Here is a 15,640-nt window from a genome sequence, read left to right as displayed (position 1 = left end):
AAAATTATCTTAAAAATGTACACGATAGCCCCCTTCTTACGGACTCACGGACCAACCGCGGCCCGTTTCAATTCAGCACCCTAGCTATCAAGCAACAGTATTTGGGGACATATTTCAACAGTAAATTTTTAAAACATAATGGATACAGATGGTTATCTTGTAATACCTACTCCGGTGATCTTCCGCCAAAAATTTTTTTTGCCGATTCCTCAGCACTTACAAAATATCTCTATTTTAAGTAAGTATTAAAAATAAGCAGAATCAGTTTGTTGAAGTTATGATGATTCGATACGGATGATTTTGTATGATTCTAACTCAATAAAATCACAGGTTATCTTCAGTAGTACTGATAATAAAAACATGTTCTTAAAAACAGTATTGACATCTGGTACAGAACACGTAGATTGGAATTCAACACCGGTGCAATTAGTAACGAACTCTTTATTTAGCCGGTGTCCATGTAGTTGATTTAAAATAATGCGATAAAGGTCACGAAATATTTTTTTATGTGAGATTCGCGATGGGTTTTTAGTAATTGACTCGTGCGATGACGATTTCAGGCCACGTAATAAATTTTTACGATCGCATATGTGGACGATAACGCGATGAGTTAAGGCTTTGTTGTTAATAGTAATGTTCGCGATTTGTGTACGTAAGTATGAAGTCGAGGATATCGCGAAGAAAGTAAAGCCATGTAACAAGAGTATATATCGCGAGGGTGATGTACTAATTTAGTCAGTCTTATCATAAGCATGGCTAAATGTAACAAACGGGAAATGTTATCATTCAGTTAATATATTGGAGGATATAGTTAGTTGTAAGCACCAAATATTCCTGTAGAAATAGGTACATCTTTATAAATAGTACTAAGATAAGTGTCACGTTATTAAGTTGATTAATGTTTAATTTTAAATCTGTAGTACCTTAAAAGCCCTGACTGCAATAGTCGGGGCTTTTATCATTGCGCCTTTATAAGGTTTTGTATTGTCGAATTTTATCGGAGTGAGCCAATGCTTTCAGCCCGATAAGAATAAAGTAACCGCCATGAGGGCGGCAATTGCCCCCCCCCCCAACCCCATCAATAACTGCAGATTTTAACCCGCATCAGCATATGCTCCCTACCGGCATAGTAAGTGATGTACATCCTATGTAATTGCCAACTAACCCCAGAAAAGCGTAAATGCTCTGAAAGTTAACTGGTTGATTTATCACATTTTAAATTTAATGTTATGCGGTTAAATTATTTAATCGACGTGTTTAGTCATGTTGTTAAGTGCTTTTTTATTGGAAATAAATGTCTTAAATACATCGATGGCTTCGTTTAATATTGTTTTCTTTCATTTTATTCGATGGAGCCACAGATGATCGTAGTTATCTTTGAAGTTGAACCGGCAGACGGTGAATACCACGCGTATCTGGATTATGCTGCGGCACTGAAACCTTTATTAGAAAAAATGGACGGTTTTATTTCGGTAGAACGTTTTCAGAGTTTAACTAACCCGCAGAAGTTGCTATCGCTATCATTTTGGCGCGATGAAGAGGCGGTTAAGCAGTGGCGGAATATTGAACAGCATCGTTGCGCACAAGCTGCGGGGCGTGCGAGCGTGTTCGCCGGTTACCGCCTGCGGGTGGCCGCAGTGGTGCGGGACTACGGCTTAACTGAGCGGGAGCAAGCGCCTGTTGATAGTCAGACCCACCATAAACAATGAATTATAGATAACTACGGATATATTTTATATTTAGCGGTTCCTGGTTGGGTCAATCGCTAAGCTGCGTAATACACACGGTGCGATATCGCATATTTAGTGTGTCACAATGTAAAATCCATGTGACATATATGTGACTTCGTGCGCAAAAACACACCAATTTTATGCTGATTTCATTAGCAAAACCACGTTGAAAATCCTCCCGCTCTGCCTTAATGCAGAATGAGATTAATTATAACTAATTAATTTTAAACACTATTAGTATTATTGTTTTTTAAAGGCACGGCAGAATATGACCGTTTTCCCAGAGCTTGATTGTACTTGTCTATACGAGTATATGTTAATAAATACCTATGCTAAGTAATGTCGTTGATACCTGAAAAACTGGTTGAAGGAAATTGCCGTGACTGCCCAAAATAGATTCCGTGATACTGAGATTCGTGCCCCGCGTGGTACGAAACTTACGGCCAAGAGTTGGCTGACTGAAGCTCCGTTACGTATGCTAATGAACAATCTTGATCCAGACGTGGCCGAGAATCCAAAAGAATTAGTGGTTTACGGCGGTATCGGCCGCGCTGCCCGCAACTGGGAGTGCTATGACAAGATTGTTGAAAGCCTGACCCATCTGAATGACGATGAGACGCTACTGATTCAGTCTGGTAAGCCAGTCGGTGTATTCAAAACCCACAGTAACGCCCCTAGGGTATTAATTGCTAACTCGAATTTGGTGCCTCATTGGGCCAACTGGGAGCATTTTAACGAATTGGATGCCAAGGGGCTGGCGATGTACGGCCAGATGACTGCAGGCAGTTGGATTTATATCGGTAGCCAAGGCATTGTGCAGGGTACCTATGAAACCTTCGTCGAAGCCGGTCGGCAGCACTTTGGTGGTAGCCTGAAAGGGCGCTGGGTATTAACGGCCGGTCTGGGTGGAATGGGGGGCGCACAACCGCTGGCTGCAACCTTGGCGGGTGCATGTTCTCTGAATATTGAGTGCCAGCAGAGCCGCATCGATTTCCGTCTTAAAACCCGCTATGTCGATGAGCAAGCCACAGATCTGGATGATGCGTTAGCGCGAATCAAAAAATATACTGCGGCTGGTGAAGCTGTTTCTATTGCACTGTGTGGCAATGCGGCTGACATTTTACCTGAGCTAGTTCGTCGTGGCGTTCGCCCAGATATGGTGACCGACCAAACCAGCGCACATGACCCGCTAAACGGTTATCTACCAAAAGGCTGGAACTGGGAAGAGTATCGTCAGCGCGCCCAAAGCGAACCGGCACTGGTGGTTAATGCCGCTAAAACTTCAATGGCGGAACATGTTGAAGCGATGCTGGCCTTCCATAATATGGGTATCCCTACCTTTGATTACGGCAATAATATTCGCCAAATGGCACAAGACATGGGGGTCACTCATGCTTTTGATTTCCCTGGTTTTGTCCCTGCATATATTCGCCCGCTATTTTGTCGCGGTATTGGCCCGTTCCGCTGGGCGGCACTTTCTGGTGACGCCGAGGATATTTATAAAACCGATGCCAAGGTTAAGGAGCTGATCCCTGATGATGAGCATTTGCATCACTGGTTGGATATGGCCCGCGAACGTATCAGTTTCCAAGGGCTACCGGCCCGTATTTGCTGGGTAGGCTTGGGGCAGCGCGCTAAATTAGGTTTGGCTTTTAACGAGATGGTTCGCAGTGGTGAACTGTCGGCTCCGATTGTGATTGGTCGCGACCATCTGGACTCCGGTTCAGTTGCCAGCCCTAACCGAGAAACTGAAGCGATGCAGGACGGTTCTGATGCCGTATCTGACTGGCCGCTACTCAATGCATTGTTGAATACGGCCAGTGGCGCAACGTGGGTCTCTCTGCACCACGGTGGTGGTGTTGGGATGGGCTTCTCTCAGCACTCCGGCATGGTAGTGGTTTGTGACGGCACTGATGATGCGGCTGAACGCATTGCCAGAGTACTGCATAACGATCCAGCCACGGGTGTGATGCGCCATGCTGATGCTGGTTATGATATAGCGATTAATTGTGCACAAGAGCAGGGGTTAAATCTGCCGATGGTTGCTGCAACTCAAGGTAAAAAATCATGAAAACAATCAATAAAAAAATGATGCTGCACCCTGGGCAGATGACGCTGGCAGATTTGCGACATGTTTACCAATATCCGGTCAATATATTGCTAGATGAAAGTGCTGATGTGCCTATCGAGCAAAGTGTGAAGTGTGTACAGACAATATTGGCAGAAAAACGTACCGCCTATGGCATTAATACCGGGTTTGGCCTGCTGGCATCTACTCGTATCGCCACCGAAGATCTGGAAAACCTGCAACGTTCGATAGTCCTGTCCCATGCCGCCGGTGTTGGCGAACCAAATGATGATGCTATTGTTAGACTGATTATGGTGTTGAAAATCAATAGCCTGGCCCGTGGATTTTCAGGCATCCGGCGGGAAGTCATTGATGCGTTGATTACGTTGGTTAATGCCGAAGTCTATCCACATATTCCGCTAAAAGGCTCCGTGGGTGCTTCCGGTGATTTAGCGCCGCTGGCACATATGAGCTTGCTGTTGTTGGGTGAAGGTAAAGCGCGTTATCAGGGCGAATGGCTTGATGCGCGCACGGCTCTGTCGAAAGCGGGTTTGGAGCCTCTTACCCTGGCAGCTAAAGAAGGGTTAGCATTACTCAATGGCACTCAGGTTTCGACAGCTTATGCGCTACGCGGCCTGTTTGAAGCCGAAGATCTCTATGCTGCGGCCTCTGTCTTTGGCAGTCTCACCGTGGAAGCGGCATTAGGCTCCCGTAGTCCGTTTGACGCTCGTATTCATGCAGTGCGGGGCCAGCGTGGTCAGATTGACGCAGCCAATACTTACCGCCACTTGCTGGGAAGTCGTAGTGAAGTCTCTGAGTCTCATAAGAATTGTGACAAAGTACAGGACCCTTACTCTCTACGCTGTCAGCCGCAGGTGATGGGTGCATGCTTAACTCAAATGCGTCAGGCGGCAGAGGTTCTGGCTATCGAGTCTAATGCGGTATCAGACAACCCGCTGGTGTTTGCTGATCAAGGCGATGTGCTGTCGGGGGGGAATTTCCATGCTGAGCCGGTGGCTATGGCGGCGGATAATCTGGCGCTGGCATTGGCTGAAATCGGTTCATTAGCCGAGCGCCGCATTTCGCTATTAATGGATAAACACATGTCGCAGTTACCGCCATTCTTGGTGGAAAATGGCGGCGTAAACTCTGGCTTTATGATTGCGCAAGTTACTGCTGCGGCATTAACCAGTGAAAATAAAGGGCTGGCATTCCCGTCCAGTGTTGACAGCATTCCTACTTCTGCCAATCAGGAAGACCATGTTTCTATGGCCCCACGTGCAGGCAAACGTTTATGGGAAATGGCCGAAAACGTGCGCGGCATTCTGGCTGTTGAATGGTTAGCTGCATGCCAAGGGTTGGATTTGCGCAAAGGTTTGAAAACTTCGGATGCGTTGGAACCTGCGCGCCAGCTATTGCGCCAACATGTGGCCTACTACGAGAAAGATCGTTTCTTTGCCCCCGATATTGAAGCGGCAAGTCAGCTTATCGCGCAGCGTCATATGAATGAACTGATGCCTCCGCATCTGCTACCAAGCCTTTAGCAGCAATTTATCCGCTAATAACAGTTCATCAACTAATAACAATTAATCTACTAATAACAACGATAACCAGCTATTACATCAACTTATGGGTGGTCCCGATTCACGGGATCACCCTCTCTGAACCCCTGCCTGAAAGGGCACAAATTTTGCGAGAATGTACCATGAAGAATGATCCATCCACGCTCAAACGAGGCCTCAGTGCCCGGCATATCCGGTTTATGGCGTTAGGTTCTGCCATCGGGACCGGCTTGTTTTATGGATCGGCCGAGGCGATCCGCCTGGCAGGACCAGCGGTTTTGCTCGCTTATCTTATTGGTGGCGCAGCCGTATTTATGGTGATGCGGGCCTTGGGTGAGATGGCAGTACATGACCCCGTTGCCGGCTCTTTTGGTCACTATGCCAGCCGTTATCTCGGGCCACTGGCTGGTTTTCTCACCGGATGGACCTATACCTTTGAGATGATTATTGTGGCGTTGGCTGATGTGACCGCATTCGGTATCTATATGGGGTTATGGTTCCCTGATGCACCGCAGTGGGTTTGGGTATTGAGTATTATTTTCTTTATCGGTGCGTTGAATCTCTGCTCGGTCAAAGTATTTGGTGAAATGGAATTTTGGCTATCGCTGCTAAAAGTGACAGCAATTATTGCCATGATTGCTGCTGGCTTAGGCATCATGATGTTTGGTTTTGGTGCGGGTCATGAGAGTACCGGTGTCAGTAATTTATGGTCTCATCAAGGGTTTATGCCGAACGGTATCACTGGGGTGGTTGCATCCTTTGCCGTAGTGATGTTTGCCTTTGGGGGGATCGAAATTATTGGCGTCACGGCCAGTGAGGCGAAGAACCCAGAAAAAGTGCTACCGCGTGCCATTAATACCGTGCCGGTGCGCATTCTGCTGTTCTATGTTTTGACCTTGTTTGTGCTGATGGCTATTTATCCGTGGAATAGCATTGGGCAAAATGGCAGTCCTTTTGTCGAAATTTTCAGTAGTTTAGGCATTAGCTCGGCCGCTAATATTCTGAATCTGGTGGTGATTACTGCCGCTATTTCAGCCATTAACAGTGATATTTACGGTGCTGGCCGCATGATGTACGGCATGGCGCAAGAGGGGCTGGCACCGAAGTGCTTTAGCCGCCTGACCCGTAATGGCGTACCATGGATGACTATTTTGGTGATGGCGATCGCACTGTTATGTGGTGTGGTACTGAACTATCTGATCCCGAAAAATGTGTTCCTTATTATTGCCTCGATTGCCACCTTTGCCACCGTCTGGGTTTGGTTGATGATCTTGATATCGCAGGTGGCGATGCGCCGCTCTATGAGTAAAGAGAATATTGCCCGGCTGACATTCCCGGTACCGTTCTGGCCAGTGGCACCGATTCTGACCATTATCTTTATGGCGTTTATTATCGCAGTCTTAGGTTATTTCCCTGATACCCGTATCGCCATGTATGTTGGGGTGGCGTGGGTGGCCTTAATGACACTTGCCTGGTGGGTCTGGTTACGCAAGGCTCCACCACAATCCCTTCAGGAACCTATAGAGAGTCTGCAAAAACAAATAGAAAGTCGCGAGGCCTAGCAACGACTGGCCGCTGATAATCGGTTCAGCGGCCATACTGCTGCTTTTTAGCTCTGTGGGGGGCGTGCCAGTAAATTGATCACCAACTTTTGGTGTAATTCTACCGCCATCGTTTCGAGGCGAGTGGTTAATTGATTGGTCAAGGCGGTGAGTTCTGTATTCTGCCGCAGTAACTCCAGCATTTGATCCGCATTTTGCGCAGCCATTTTTTGCCTTTCTTCATTCGCAATGGCTAATGCTTCACGATGTTGTGCATCGGCTAGCGCATTCGCTTTATCGCGCTCTGCCTGACGGGTTTGTGCCAATAAAATAAGGGGTGCCGCGTAGGCTGCCTGTAAGCTAAAAGCCAGGTTCAGCAAAATAAACGGGTAAATATCAAATTTGACTATACCCATCACATTCAGGCTAATCCAGATCACCACAATGAGTGTTTGTGCACCAAGGAAGATTGGCGTGCCGAAAAAACGTGCAAAAGCCTCTGCTTTCTGGGCAAACCAACTGTTACCGAAAGGGGTTGATAAGTGTTCATAAGCGCGATGGAAGCGAAGATAGTCGACTTTACGTGTTTGTAGTGGCGACTGTTCGGTCACGGGTTCGGTTTTTTTCATAATATGTTACCCCGGTAGATGAATGATTCTGTCGAGATCGGTTTACGACAAAATTAAATCACGTTATTTAATGCTTCAGGCTATTTAATCCTAGAGTGGCTCCAATGAGGAATGGATAATTAACCGTATTTAAAGATGTTGAGTAAGCGGTAATAATCATATATTCATTTTATTGTGATCGACTATATACCAAGATTAAGTTTTGCGTTTAAAGTAGCGGTGTAGCCAGATGGTGATAAACTAATCTCAATTGTGAAAAATTATATACCTACGGAGTAGCAGCCCATGACTGCCATAGCTGTTAAGCGGTGGATTAAACGGATTGTACTGGTCTTGGTGGTAATGTCAGTTACCATACTGGCGATTCGAATTTACGATACACAACGTGGCCCTAAGCTCGAGCTTTGGCACACTTTTGTTCCTCATGATATGCGTGCGGCTGAGATTGATAAAGCCAGTTGGGCGGATTACCTCAAAGCTGAAAATAACCTTTTCGATGAAGTGCGGATTAATGTTACCGAAAAACTAGAACCAAGAAATGAAATTCCATTAAATCGCTATTACTCTGGTAGCTCGATTTACCCTCCACATTTTAAAAATGACTGGAATCGTTCATATATTCTTGAACCAGAAGGTAAACCTAAAGGTGCGGTGGTATTACTGCATGGTTTAACTGATACCCCTTATAGCCTGCGTCATATTGCTGAAAATTATCGTCAGCGTGGATATGTTGCTATTGGTATTCGTCTGCCCGCTCACGGAACAGTCCCTGGGGCACTGACTGATGTTGAATGGCAGGATTGGTTGGCGGCAACGCGCTTAGCCGTGCGTGAAGCTAAGGCACTGAGTGGCGCTGATTTACCGCTACACGTAGTTGGCTTCTCCAACGGCGGTGCGTTGGCAATGAAATATACGCTGGATTCACTGGATGATCCTACACTGGCGAAACCGGCGCGGGTTATCTTGATCTCCCCGATGATTGGCGTAACCAGTTTTGCGCGCTTTGCCGGTATTGCTGGTTGGCCCGCTATTTTCCCGGCTTTTGCTAAAGCCGCTTGGTTGGGGATTGTGCCGGAGTTTAATCCTTTCAAATATAACTCGTTCCCAGTGAATGCTGCCCGCCAGTCGTATTTACTGACATCTGTGCTGCAACAGCAAATTGCTCGTGATGCCAGAAATAATAAGATGGCGGAGTTGCCACCAATTCTGACCTTCCAGTCGTTAATGGATTCAACGGTCAGTACTCGTGCGGTCGTTACTGCTCTTTATAACCACTTGCCAAAGAATGGCAGTGAAGTGGTGCTGTTTGACTTGAACCGTGCCGCCAGTTTCGGCCCGTTATTGAGAACATCGTCTTATACTGCTCTGGCGCGTTTGTTACCTCCGCCACCGCGTAATTACAGCGTAACGGTGATTACTAACGTTTCGCCGCAAAGTAATGAAACCGTGGCACTGACTACCTTGGCGGGTGAGACTAACGAGACTTCAGTACCCACTGGTTTGATTTACCCACCGGACATCTTCTCGTTGTCCCATGTGGCATTACCATTCCCAATGAGTGATTCGCTGTATGGTCGCTATCCAGAACCGCGTGACCAATACGGTATTAGCCTGGGGACGTTTGCCGCTCGTGGTGAGCGTGCCGTACTGGTTGTTGGGTTAGATTCACTGATGCGTATTTCATCAAATCCATTCTATCCGTATATGTTGCAGCGGATAGACGACAAGATAGGCGCGCCAGCGAAATAAGATTGTCTTAAAGCCTCCGAATCGGGGGCTTTTTCATAATAAGTGCCATACTTTCAAGTCGTATCTGTTCTTCATATTTACTGATTCGGGAAGGAAAGTACTATGTCTATTGAAAAAGTCGTATACCGAGCCAAAGCTAAAGCCACTGGCGGGCGTGATGGTCGGGCAACCTCCTCTGACGGCGTATTAGATGTGAAATTGGGCGTCCCTAAAGAGATGGGCGGGGCGGGTGGTGCTGTGACTAATCCAGAACAGCTATTTGCTGCGGGTTACTCAGCTTGTTTCTTGGGTGCTCTGAAATTTGTGGCAGCAAAAGAAAAGGTGAAAGTGCCTGATGATGCCAGCATTGAAGGTACCGTGGGTATCGGTGCTATTCCAACGGGCTTTGGTATTGAAGTTCAACTCGATATCAGCTTGCCGGGTATCGAGCGTCACGTTGCCGAAGACTTGGTGAAAAAGGCGCATGTTGTCTGCCCATATTCCAATGCCACTCGTGGCAATATCGATGTGACATTAAATATCAAATAAACCAATATCCTATCTCAGAAGCCCATAAGAATTATCTTGTGGGCTGAATGTCATTACCCCGACTTTTCTGCTGTAAATTCAAATAAATATACCAATATATCCTTTAGGGGGTATGCAGTAGTTCGCGTATTTCTTGGCTAAGAATTGCTAAGATAATTCTTGTAATTAAAATCAATAGCGTGCTTATTGATATCGCACTGAACCTGAGGAGGGGTTCACTGTCTGATTGATTCAAGTAGCAAATAGTGTCTCTGGAGACCTGGCGTTATATGGACAGAGTTAAATATTTATCACAGCAAAGCATTTCTTTGTTGTTGGCTGTTTATATTGGTATTTTCCTGAATATATCTGTCTTTTATCGTCGTTTTGACTCCTTTAGCCAAGGTATCCAAGGCATAAAAGTCGTATCTGCTATCATCGAAGTGATGGCCATTATTCTGTTTACCTTTTTTGTTATGAGGGTGGTTTCCCTCGGTGGCCGATGGTTTTACCGTGTTATTGCCACCCTGCTGGTACTCATTTCTGTCGCCGCCAGCTATTACATGACTTTTTTCAATGTGGTCATCGGCTACGGCATTGTTATTTCGGTGTTGACCACCGATACAGATTTGTCAAAAGAAGTCATCGGGCTACATTTTGTCATTTGGATGGTGCTGGTCAGTGCATTGCCGCTGCTACTTATCTGGAAAAACACCCTACGGCTCACCTTACTTGAGCAATTTTTGACGCCAGGGCAGCGGATTAAACCTGTTTTGTTGATGGCGGTTACTGTGGCGCTGGTTTGGTTGCCATTGCGCTATCTGGATAATGTACAAGATGCTAATGAGCAACTAAAAACGGTGGATTTACCAAGTTACGGCGGCGTAGTTGCTCACTCATATTTGCCCTCTAACTGGTTGGCGGCATTAGGTTTATATGCTTATACCCAATATAATGAGAGCTATGATGCGGCAACATTATATAACCCGACTGAACACCATACTTATGTTGCTCCAGCTGGCATTGATGACACCTATGTTGTGTTTATCATCGGTGAAACGACGCGCTGGGATCATATGGGGCTGCTGGGATACCCGCGTGATACCACCCCCCGCTTGAGTAAAGAGAAAAATTTAGTCGCTTTCCGTGGCACATCTTGTGATACCTCAACCAAACTTTCATTGCGCTGTATGTTTGTACGTGAAGGTGGCACGGAAAATAATCCGCAGCGCACGCTGAAAGAGCAAAATGTATTCACGGTGATGAAATCATTGGGCTTCACTTCTGAACTGTTCGCCATGCAGAGCGAAATCTGGTTCTACAACAATGCGAACACTGACAATTACTCGTTCCGTGAATTGATTGCTTCAGAGAAGCGTAACGATGATAAACCGGTAGATGACATGCTACTGGTTGATGAATTAAAGGAATCACTTGGGCGCTATCCGATAGGTAAGCATTTGGTAATATTGCATACCAAAGGCTCACATTATCTCTATTCCCAGCGCTATCCTCGCAGTTATGCCCGCTATCAGCCTGAATGTATGGGCGTTGATGACTTTTGCAGTAAACAGCAACTGGTGAATGCTTTTGATAACAGTGTGTTGTACACCGACTCGTTTATCGCAAATGTGATTGATCAGGTGCGTGATAAGAAGGCTTTGGTGTTCTATGCCTCGGATCATGGCGAGTCAATCGACGATAACTCCCACTTCCACGGAACCCCCCGTGAAATGGCACCCCCTGAGCAGTTCCGGGTGCCATTGATGGTCTGGGCCTCGGACAAATTCCTGGCACAACCGGATCACCTCACGGCTTTTGAGCAACTACAGGCTGAGCAGCGGGTGGGTAAGACCCATCGTCAGGTTGAATTGTTTGATTCTATTATGGGTTGTTTAGGTTATACCTCACCAGATGGTGGCATTAATGCCCAGAATAACTGGTGTCAGGCACCGGGGCGGCCTGCAAAATAAACATTTAGCACAAGTATAATCTGATACGGAATGATTTTTGATTCCAATCCCATCGTCACTTTTAGGTTACGGTATACTCCAGTTCTAATCCCTACTGGCTGGAGTCTTCCATGACTTACCGTGTTGCCTTTATTGATGATCATGACATTGTGCGCTCAGGTTTTGCCCAGCTACTTTCTCTGGAAGACGATATTCAGGTGGTAGGAGAGTTTAGTTCGGCAAAACAGGCACGCGTCGGGTTACCTAGCCTACAGGCGAATATCTGTATTTGTGATATCTCGATGCCTGATGAGAGTGGTTTAGATTTACTGAAAGACCTCCCCTCAGGAATGGGGGTCATTATGCTCTCGATGCATGACAGCCCGGCACTAGTGGAAATGGCGTTGGAGCGCGGTGCGCGGGGGTTTCTATCCAAACGTTGTAAGCCAGAAGATCTGGTTTCGGCTGTCCGTACCGTGGGCAGTGGCGGCGTCTATCTGATGCCTGAAATCGCCCAACAATTGGCACGTATTGCTGTTGATCCCTTAACTCGACGTGAGCGAGAAGTTGCTTTGTTGTTGGCGCAAGGAATGGAAGTGCGCGAGATAGCAGAGTCACTGGGCCTGTCACCGAAAACCGTGCATGTCCATCGCGCTAATTTGTTTTCCAAGCTCGGTGTCAGTAATAACGTCGAGTTGGCTAAGCAGGTATTGAATCTATGATGCAGCGTTTTATTATGCTGCTGGCACTATTCTTTATTTATATCACTGCAGCTTTCTGTTTATGGTCCGTTGGCACTCAATTGGTTGATCGGCCATTGCAGGCACTACTGCTATTCCCGTTTGGCTTGCGGATGGGCATTTTATTGCAAAGCCCACGTCAATATTGGCCGGGCATTTTGTTGGGGGATGCTCTGCTGTGGTGGCTGCTGACCGATCAGTTTGGCTATCCTTATAGCTTGTTGTGGGCTGCTATTCCCTTACTGTTAGCGACCACTTTATTGGCGGTTATCGCTTCCCCTTGGCTGTTGCGTAATCAGAAAAGCGGCAGTGAATGGCAATGGCCGTTGATGCAAGGTGTGGTGATCTTTGGTGCTGCATTGATACAAGCATTAGGATGGCAAATTAACAGTGAACAGGGTGCTATGGCGCTGTTATTGGGGTTGGTTGGTGGCTTTACCATCGCGCCGATTTGCCTGCTGTTGTGGCACTATTTGGCGCGTCAAATCTGGACTCCCCTGGAACCGGGGCTGATTCATAAACCTATTAATCTGCGTTTGCGTCATATCCTGTGGTATCTGCTGCTATTTGCCTTGAGCATTTGGCTGCAACATCATGTCACCGAGTCAGATTTGTATCTGTTTGCGCCGTTCTGTTTGGCAATCCCGATTGTATTTATGTCTTATCGCTATGGTTGGCAAGGGGCGGTGGTCGCCACATTGCTCAATGGCATGGTGTTATTGATCAATACGCCAGCAGAATTAGACTCACACCGTGATGTGTTGTTGTCGTTATTGGCGCAGAGTTTGACCGGCTTATTATTAGGCGCGGGGATCCAGCGCCAGCGCGAGCTAAATTACCAATTACAGTTACGACTTAATGAAAATCGTGAGTTGGCTAAAGCATTGGTGGTGGCCGAAGAACATGCCCGCCGTGATGTTGCACGTGAACTGCATGATGAGGTTGGGCAGACTGTGACGGTTATCCGAACTCAAGCCAGTATTATCAAACGGTTAACTACCCAACCACAGGTTTTGACCAGTGCTGAAATGGTCGAGACGCTGGCGTTGCGGGTTTACGATGGTGTTCATGATGTTTTGGCGAAACTGTGGCCGGCGGCATTAAATAATCTGCCCTTATCGGCGGCCATTGCTGCATTGATGCGTGAGCTTATTCCGCAGGACCAGTCGGTGATAGGGGTGCTTAACTGGCAACTCAGTGATACTGATATGGATGAAACACTGAAAATCACTCTATACCGTATCTGTCAGGAGGGCGTGACCAATGCCTATCGTCATGGTACTGCCAGCCGGATTGAAATTGATGCACAGCAGAATGATCAGCGGATAACACTGACTATTCGCGACAATGGAAAAGGTGTTGATTTAGCCACATTAACCCCAGGTTATGGGTTAAGAGGCATGCAGTCGCGCGTCAGTGCTTTAGGGGGCGATTTTACGCTGAGTGTCGATAACGGGACGTGTTTAAATGCGACCTTGCCCACAGTTTCTTCGTCTGCTAATGAAAACTAAGAAATATTCTCGTTTTCAGTGGGTGTTTTTCCCATCGATTTTCTGTACGTGGGGAACATGATGAATGTACTTGTAAAATTCTCTGAGGTTCACATGTGGTCTTTCCTCAAAAGCCGCGATAACGTGCCGCCAGTCACGGATCAAGCGCAAATTGATTCGTCTTATAAATATTGGCGTATTCAACTAATGTGGACGATGTATATCGGCTACGCCGCATTCTATTTCACCCGTAAAAGCTTTAACTTCATCATGCCCGCAATGCTTAGCGATTTAGGGCTGACCATGTCGGATGTCGGGATTTTAGGCACACTCTTTTATATAACGTATGGGTGCTCTAAATTTATCTCCGGCATGATAAGTGACCGCTCAAACCCGCGCTACTTTATGGGCATTGGGTTGGTTATGACCGGGGTTATCAATATTCTGTTTGGCATGAGCTCGTCACTGTTAGTGTTTGGCTCTTTGTGGATCCTTAATGCTTTCTTCCAAGGCTGGGGTTGGCCACCTTGTTCCAAAATCCTAACCAGTTGGTATTCGCGCTCAGAACGCGGCGGTTGGTGGGCGATGTGGAATACTTCGCATAACTTTGGTGGTGCGCTGATTCCCCTGCTGGTTGGCTTTATTTCTCTGCACTTTAGCTGGCGCTACGGCATGATTATCCCCGGTATTATCGGTGTAGTGATCGGTTTACTGATGTGTTGGCGCTTGCGCGACAAGCCGAGCACGATGGGGCTGCCGAGTGTGGGTAAGTGGCGCAATGACGCGATGGAATTGGTTCAGGAATCTGAAGGCCAAGGTCTATCAAATAAAGAGATTGTGAAGCGTTATGTGTTAACTAACAAATATATCTGGTTGCTGGCGGTATCTTACGTACTGGTTTATATCGTTCGTACTGCTATCAATGACTGGGGTAACCTTTATTTGACGCAAGAGAAAGGTTATTCATTGATGACGGCCAACTCGGCGATTTCACTGTTCGAAGTCGGGGGCTTTATTGGTTCGCTGGTGGCGGGTTGGGGTTCTGATAAGTGGTTCCGTGGTAACCGTGGGCCAATGAACTTGATATTTGCTATTGGTATTTTCCTCTCGGTGGCATCGTTGTGGATTATGCCCGGTGTCAGTTACATCTTGCAGGCAGGGTGTTTCTTTGCCATTGGCTTCTTCATTTTCGGCCCGCAGATGTTAATTGGTATGGCTGCCGCTGAATGCTCACATAAGGATGCTGCGGGAGCTGCTACGGGCTTTGTTGGGTTGTTCGCCTACTTAGGTGCAGCTTTATCCGGTTACCCGATTGCCCGCGTGATGGAGGTTTGGCACTGGAATGGTTTCTTTGTGGTTATTTCCATTGCGGCCTGTTTATCTGCTTTCTTCTTGCTACCATTCCTGCGGGCGCAATCGCCAGAGTTAAAGCAAGCGCAAGCCTGATTTACGCTCAAGTGTGTTAGTTTTAGCCGTTGATGATGCTTTTAACAACAGTCACTCAACGTTTGTTAAAAAGTGATTGACGGCCAAAAATCGTAGCAGTAAGATGCGCCCCGATTCGGCGAGTAGCGCAGCTTGGTAGCGCAACTGGTTTGGGACCAGTGGGTCGGAGGTTCGAATCCTCTCTCGCCGACCAAATTTAAGAACCCTGACTTTTCAGTCAGGGTTT

Annotated in this window: 11 protein-coding genes and 1 tRNA gene; 11 read left to right on the top strand and 1 reads right to left on the bottom strand. The window is 46.8% G+C overall.

Annotated features, from left to right (window positions below; genetic code table 11):
* Nucleotides 1-1,361: 1,361 nt before the first annotated feature.
* From EL015_RS20865 to EL015_RS20850, 4 genes are all read left to right on the top strand, one after another.
* Nucleotides 1,362-1,709 carry an antibiotic biosynthesis monooxygenase family protein gene (locus tag EL015_RS20865; RefSeq protein WP_032906769.1) on the top strand — a complete coding sequence of 116 codons (348 nt, stop codon included), beginning with the start codon at nucleotides 1,362-1,364 and terminating at the stop codon, nucleotides 1,707-1,709.
* Nucleotides 1,710-2,109: 400 nt separating this feature from the next.
* The gene (gene hutU, locus EL015_RS20860; RefSeq protein ID WP_032906770.1) at nucleotides 2,110-3,801 is read left to right on the top strand and encodes a urocanate hydratase; all 1,692 of its coding nucleotides are present in this window, start codon (nucleotides 2,110-2,112) and stop codon (nucleotides 3,799-3,801) included.
* Nucleotides 3,802-3,818: 17 nt separating this feature from the next.
* The gene (hutH, locus tag EL015_RS20855) at nucleotides 3,819-5,342 is read left to right on the top strand and encodes a histidine ammonia-lyase (RefSeq protein ID WP_005186973.1); all 1,524 of its coding nucleotides are present in this window, start codon (nucleotides 3,819-3,821) and stop codon (nucleotides 5,340-5,342) included.
* Between the two features lie 161 nt (nucleotides 5,343-5,503).
* Nucleotides 5,504-6,922 (top strand): amino acid permease, encoded by a 1,419-nt coding sequence (locus EL015_RS20850; protein ID WP_032906772.1) that lies wholly within the window; start codon nucleotides 5,504-5,506, stop codon nucleotides 6,920-6,922.
* A 47-nt stretch (nucleotides 6,923-6,969) separates the two neighbouring features.
* Here the strand turns inward: EL015_RS20850 and EL015_RS20845 are convergent, their stop codons facing one another.
* Nucleotides 6,970-7,530, bottom strand: coding sequence for a DUF1003 domain-containing protein (locus EL015_RS20845; RefSeq protein WP_053011914.1), 561 nt, complete (start codon nucleotides 7,528-7,530; stop codon nucleotides 6,970-6,972).
* 285 nt (nucleotides 7,531-7,815) lie between these two features.
* Here EL015_RS20845 and EL015_RS20840 point away from each other — a divergent pair, with 285 nt between their 5' ends.
* From EL015_RS20840 to EL015_RS20810, 7 genes are all read left to right on the top strand, one after another.
* Nucleotides 7,816-9,279 (top strand): alpha/beta hydrolase, encoded by a 1,464-nt coding sequence (locus EL015_RS20840; RefSeq protein ID WP_032906773.1) that lies wholly within the window; start codon nucleotides 7,816-7,818, stop codon nucleotides 9,277-9,279.
* A 102-nt stretch (nucleotides 9,280-9,381) separates the two neighbouring features.
* Entirely contained in the window at nucleotides 9,382-9,807 is a 426-nt protein-coding gene (locus tag EL015_RS20835; RefSeq protein WP_005186989.1) for an organic hydroperoxide resistance protein, read from the top strand.
* A gap of 269 nt (nucleotides 9,808-10,076) precedes the next feature.
* Nucleotides 10,077-11,759, top strand: coding sequence for a kdo(2)-lipid A phosphoethanolamine 7''-transferase (gene eptB / locus EL015_RS20830; protein WP_005186992.1), 1,683 nt, complete (start codon nucleotides 10,077-10,079; stop codon nucleotides 11,757-11,759).
* 110 nt (nucleotides 11,760-11,869) lie between these two features.
* Nucleotides 11,870-12,460 carry a response regulator transcription factor UhpA gene (gene uhpA / locus EL015_RS20825; protein ID WP_032906774.1) on the top strand — a complete coding sequence of 197 codons (591 nt, stop codon included), beginning with the start codon at nucleotides 11,870-11,872 and terminating at the stop codon, nucleotides 12,458-12,460.
* The gene (gene uhpB / locus EL015_RS20820) at nucleotides 12,457-13,989 is read left to right on the top strand and encodes a signal transduction histidine-protein kinase/phosphatase UhpB (RefSeq protein ID WP_032906775.1); all 1,533 of its coding nucleotides are present in this window, start codon (nucleotides 12,457-12,459) and stop codon (nucleotides 13,987-13,989) included. The genes uhpA and uhpB overlap by 4 nt, the downstream gene beginning before the upstream one ends.
* A gap of 93 nt (nucleotides 13,990-14,082) precedes the next feature.
* Nucleotides 14,083-15,414 (top strand): MFS transporter, encoded by a 1,332-nt coding sequence (gene uhpC, locus EL015_RS20815; protein WP_005186998.1) that lies wholly within the window; start codon nucleotides 14,083-14,085, stop codon nucleotides 15,412-15,414.
* 116 nt (nucleotides 15,415-15,530) lie between these two features.
* Nucleotides 15,531-15,607: transfer RNA gene (locus tag EL015_RS20810), tRNA-Pro, on the top strand.
* Nucleotides 15,608-15,640 lie beyond the last annotated feature (33 nt).

The sequence above is a fragment of the Yersinia intermedia genome, from assembly GCF_900635455.1.
GTDB classification, from domain to species: domain Bacteria; phylum Pseudomonadota; class Gammaproteobacteria; order Enterobacterales; family Enterobacteriaceae; genus Yersinia; species Yersinia intermedia.
This window is presented reverse-complemented; position numbering and strand designations above follow the sequence as displayed.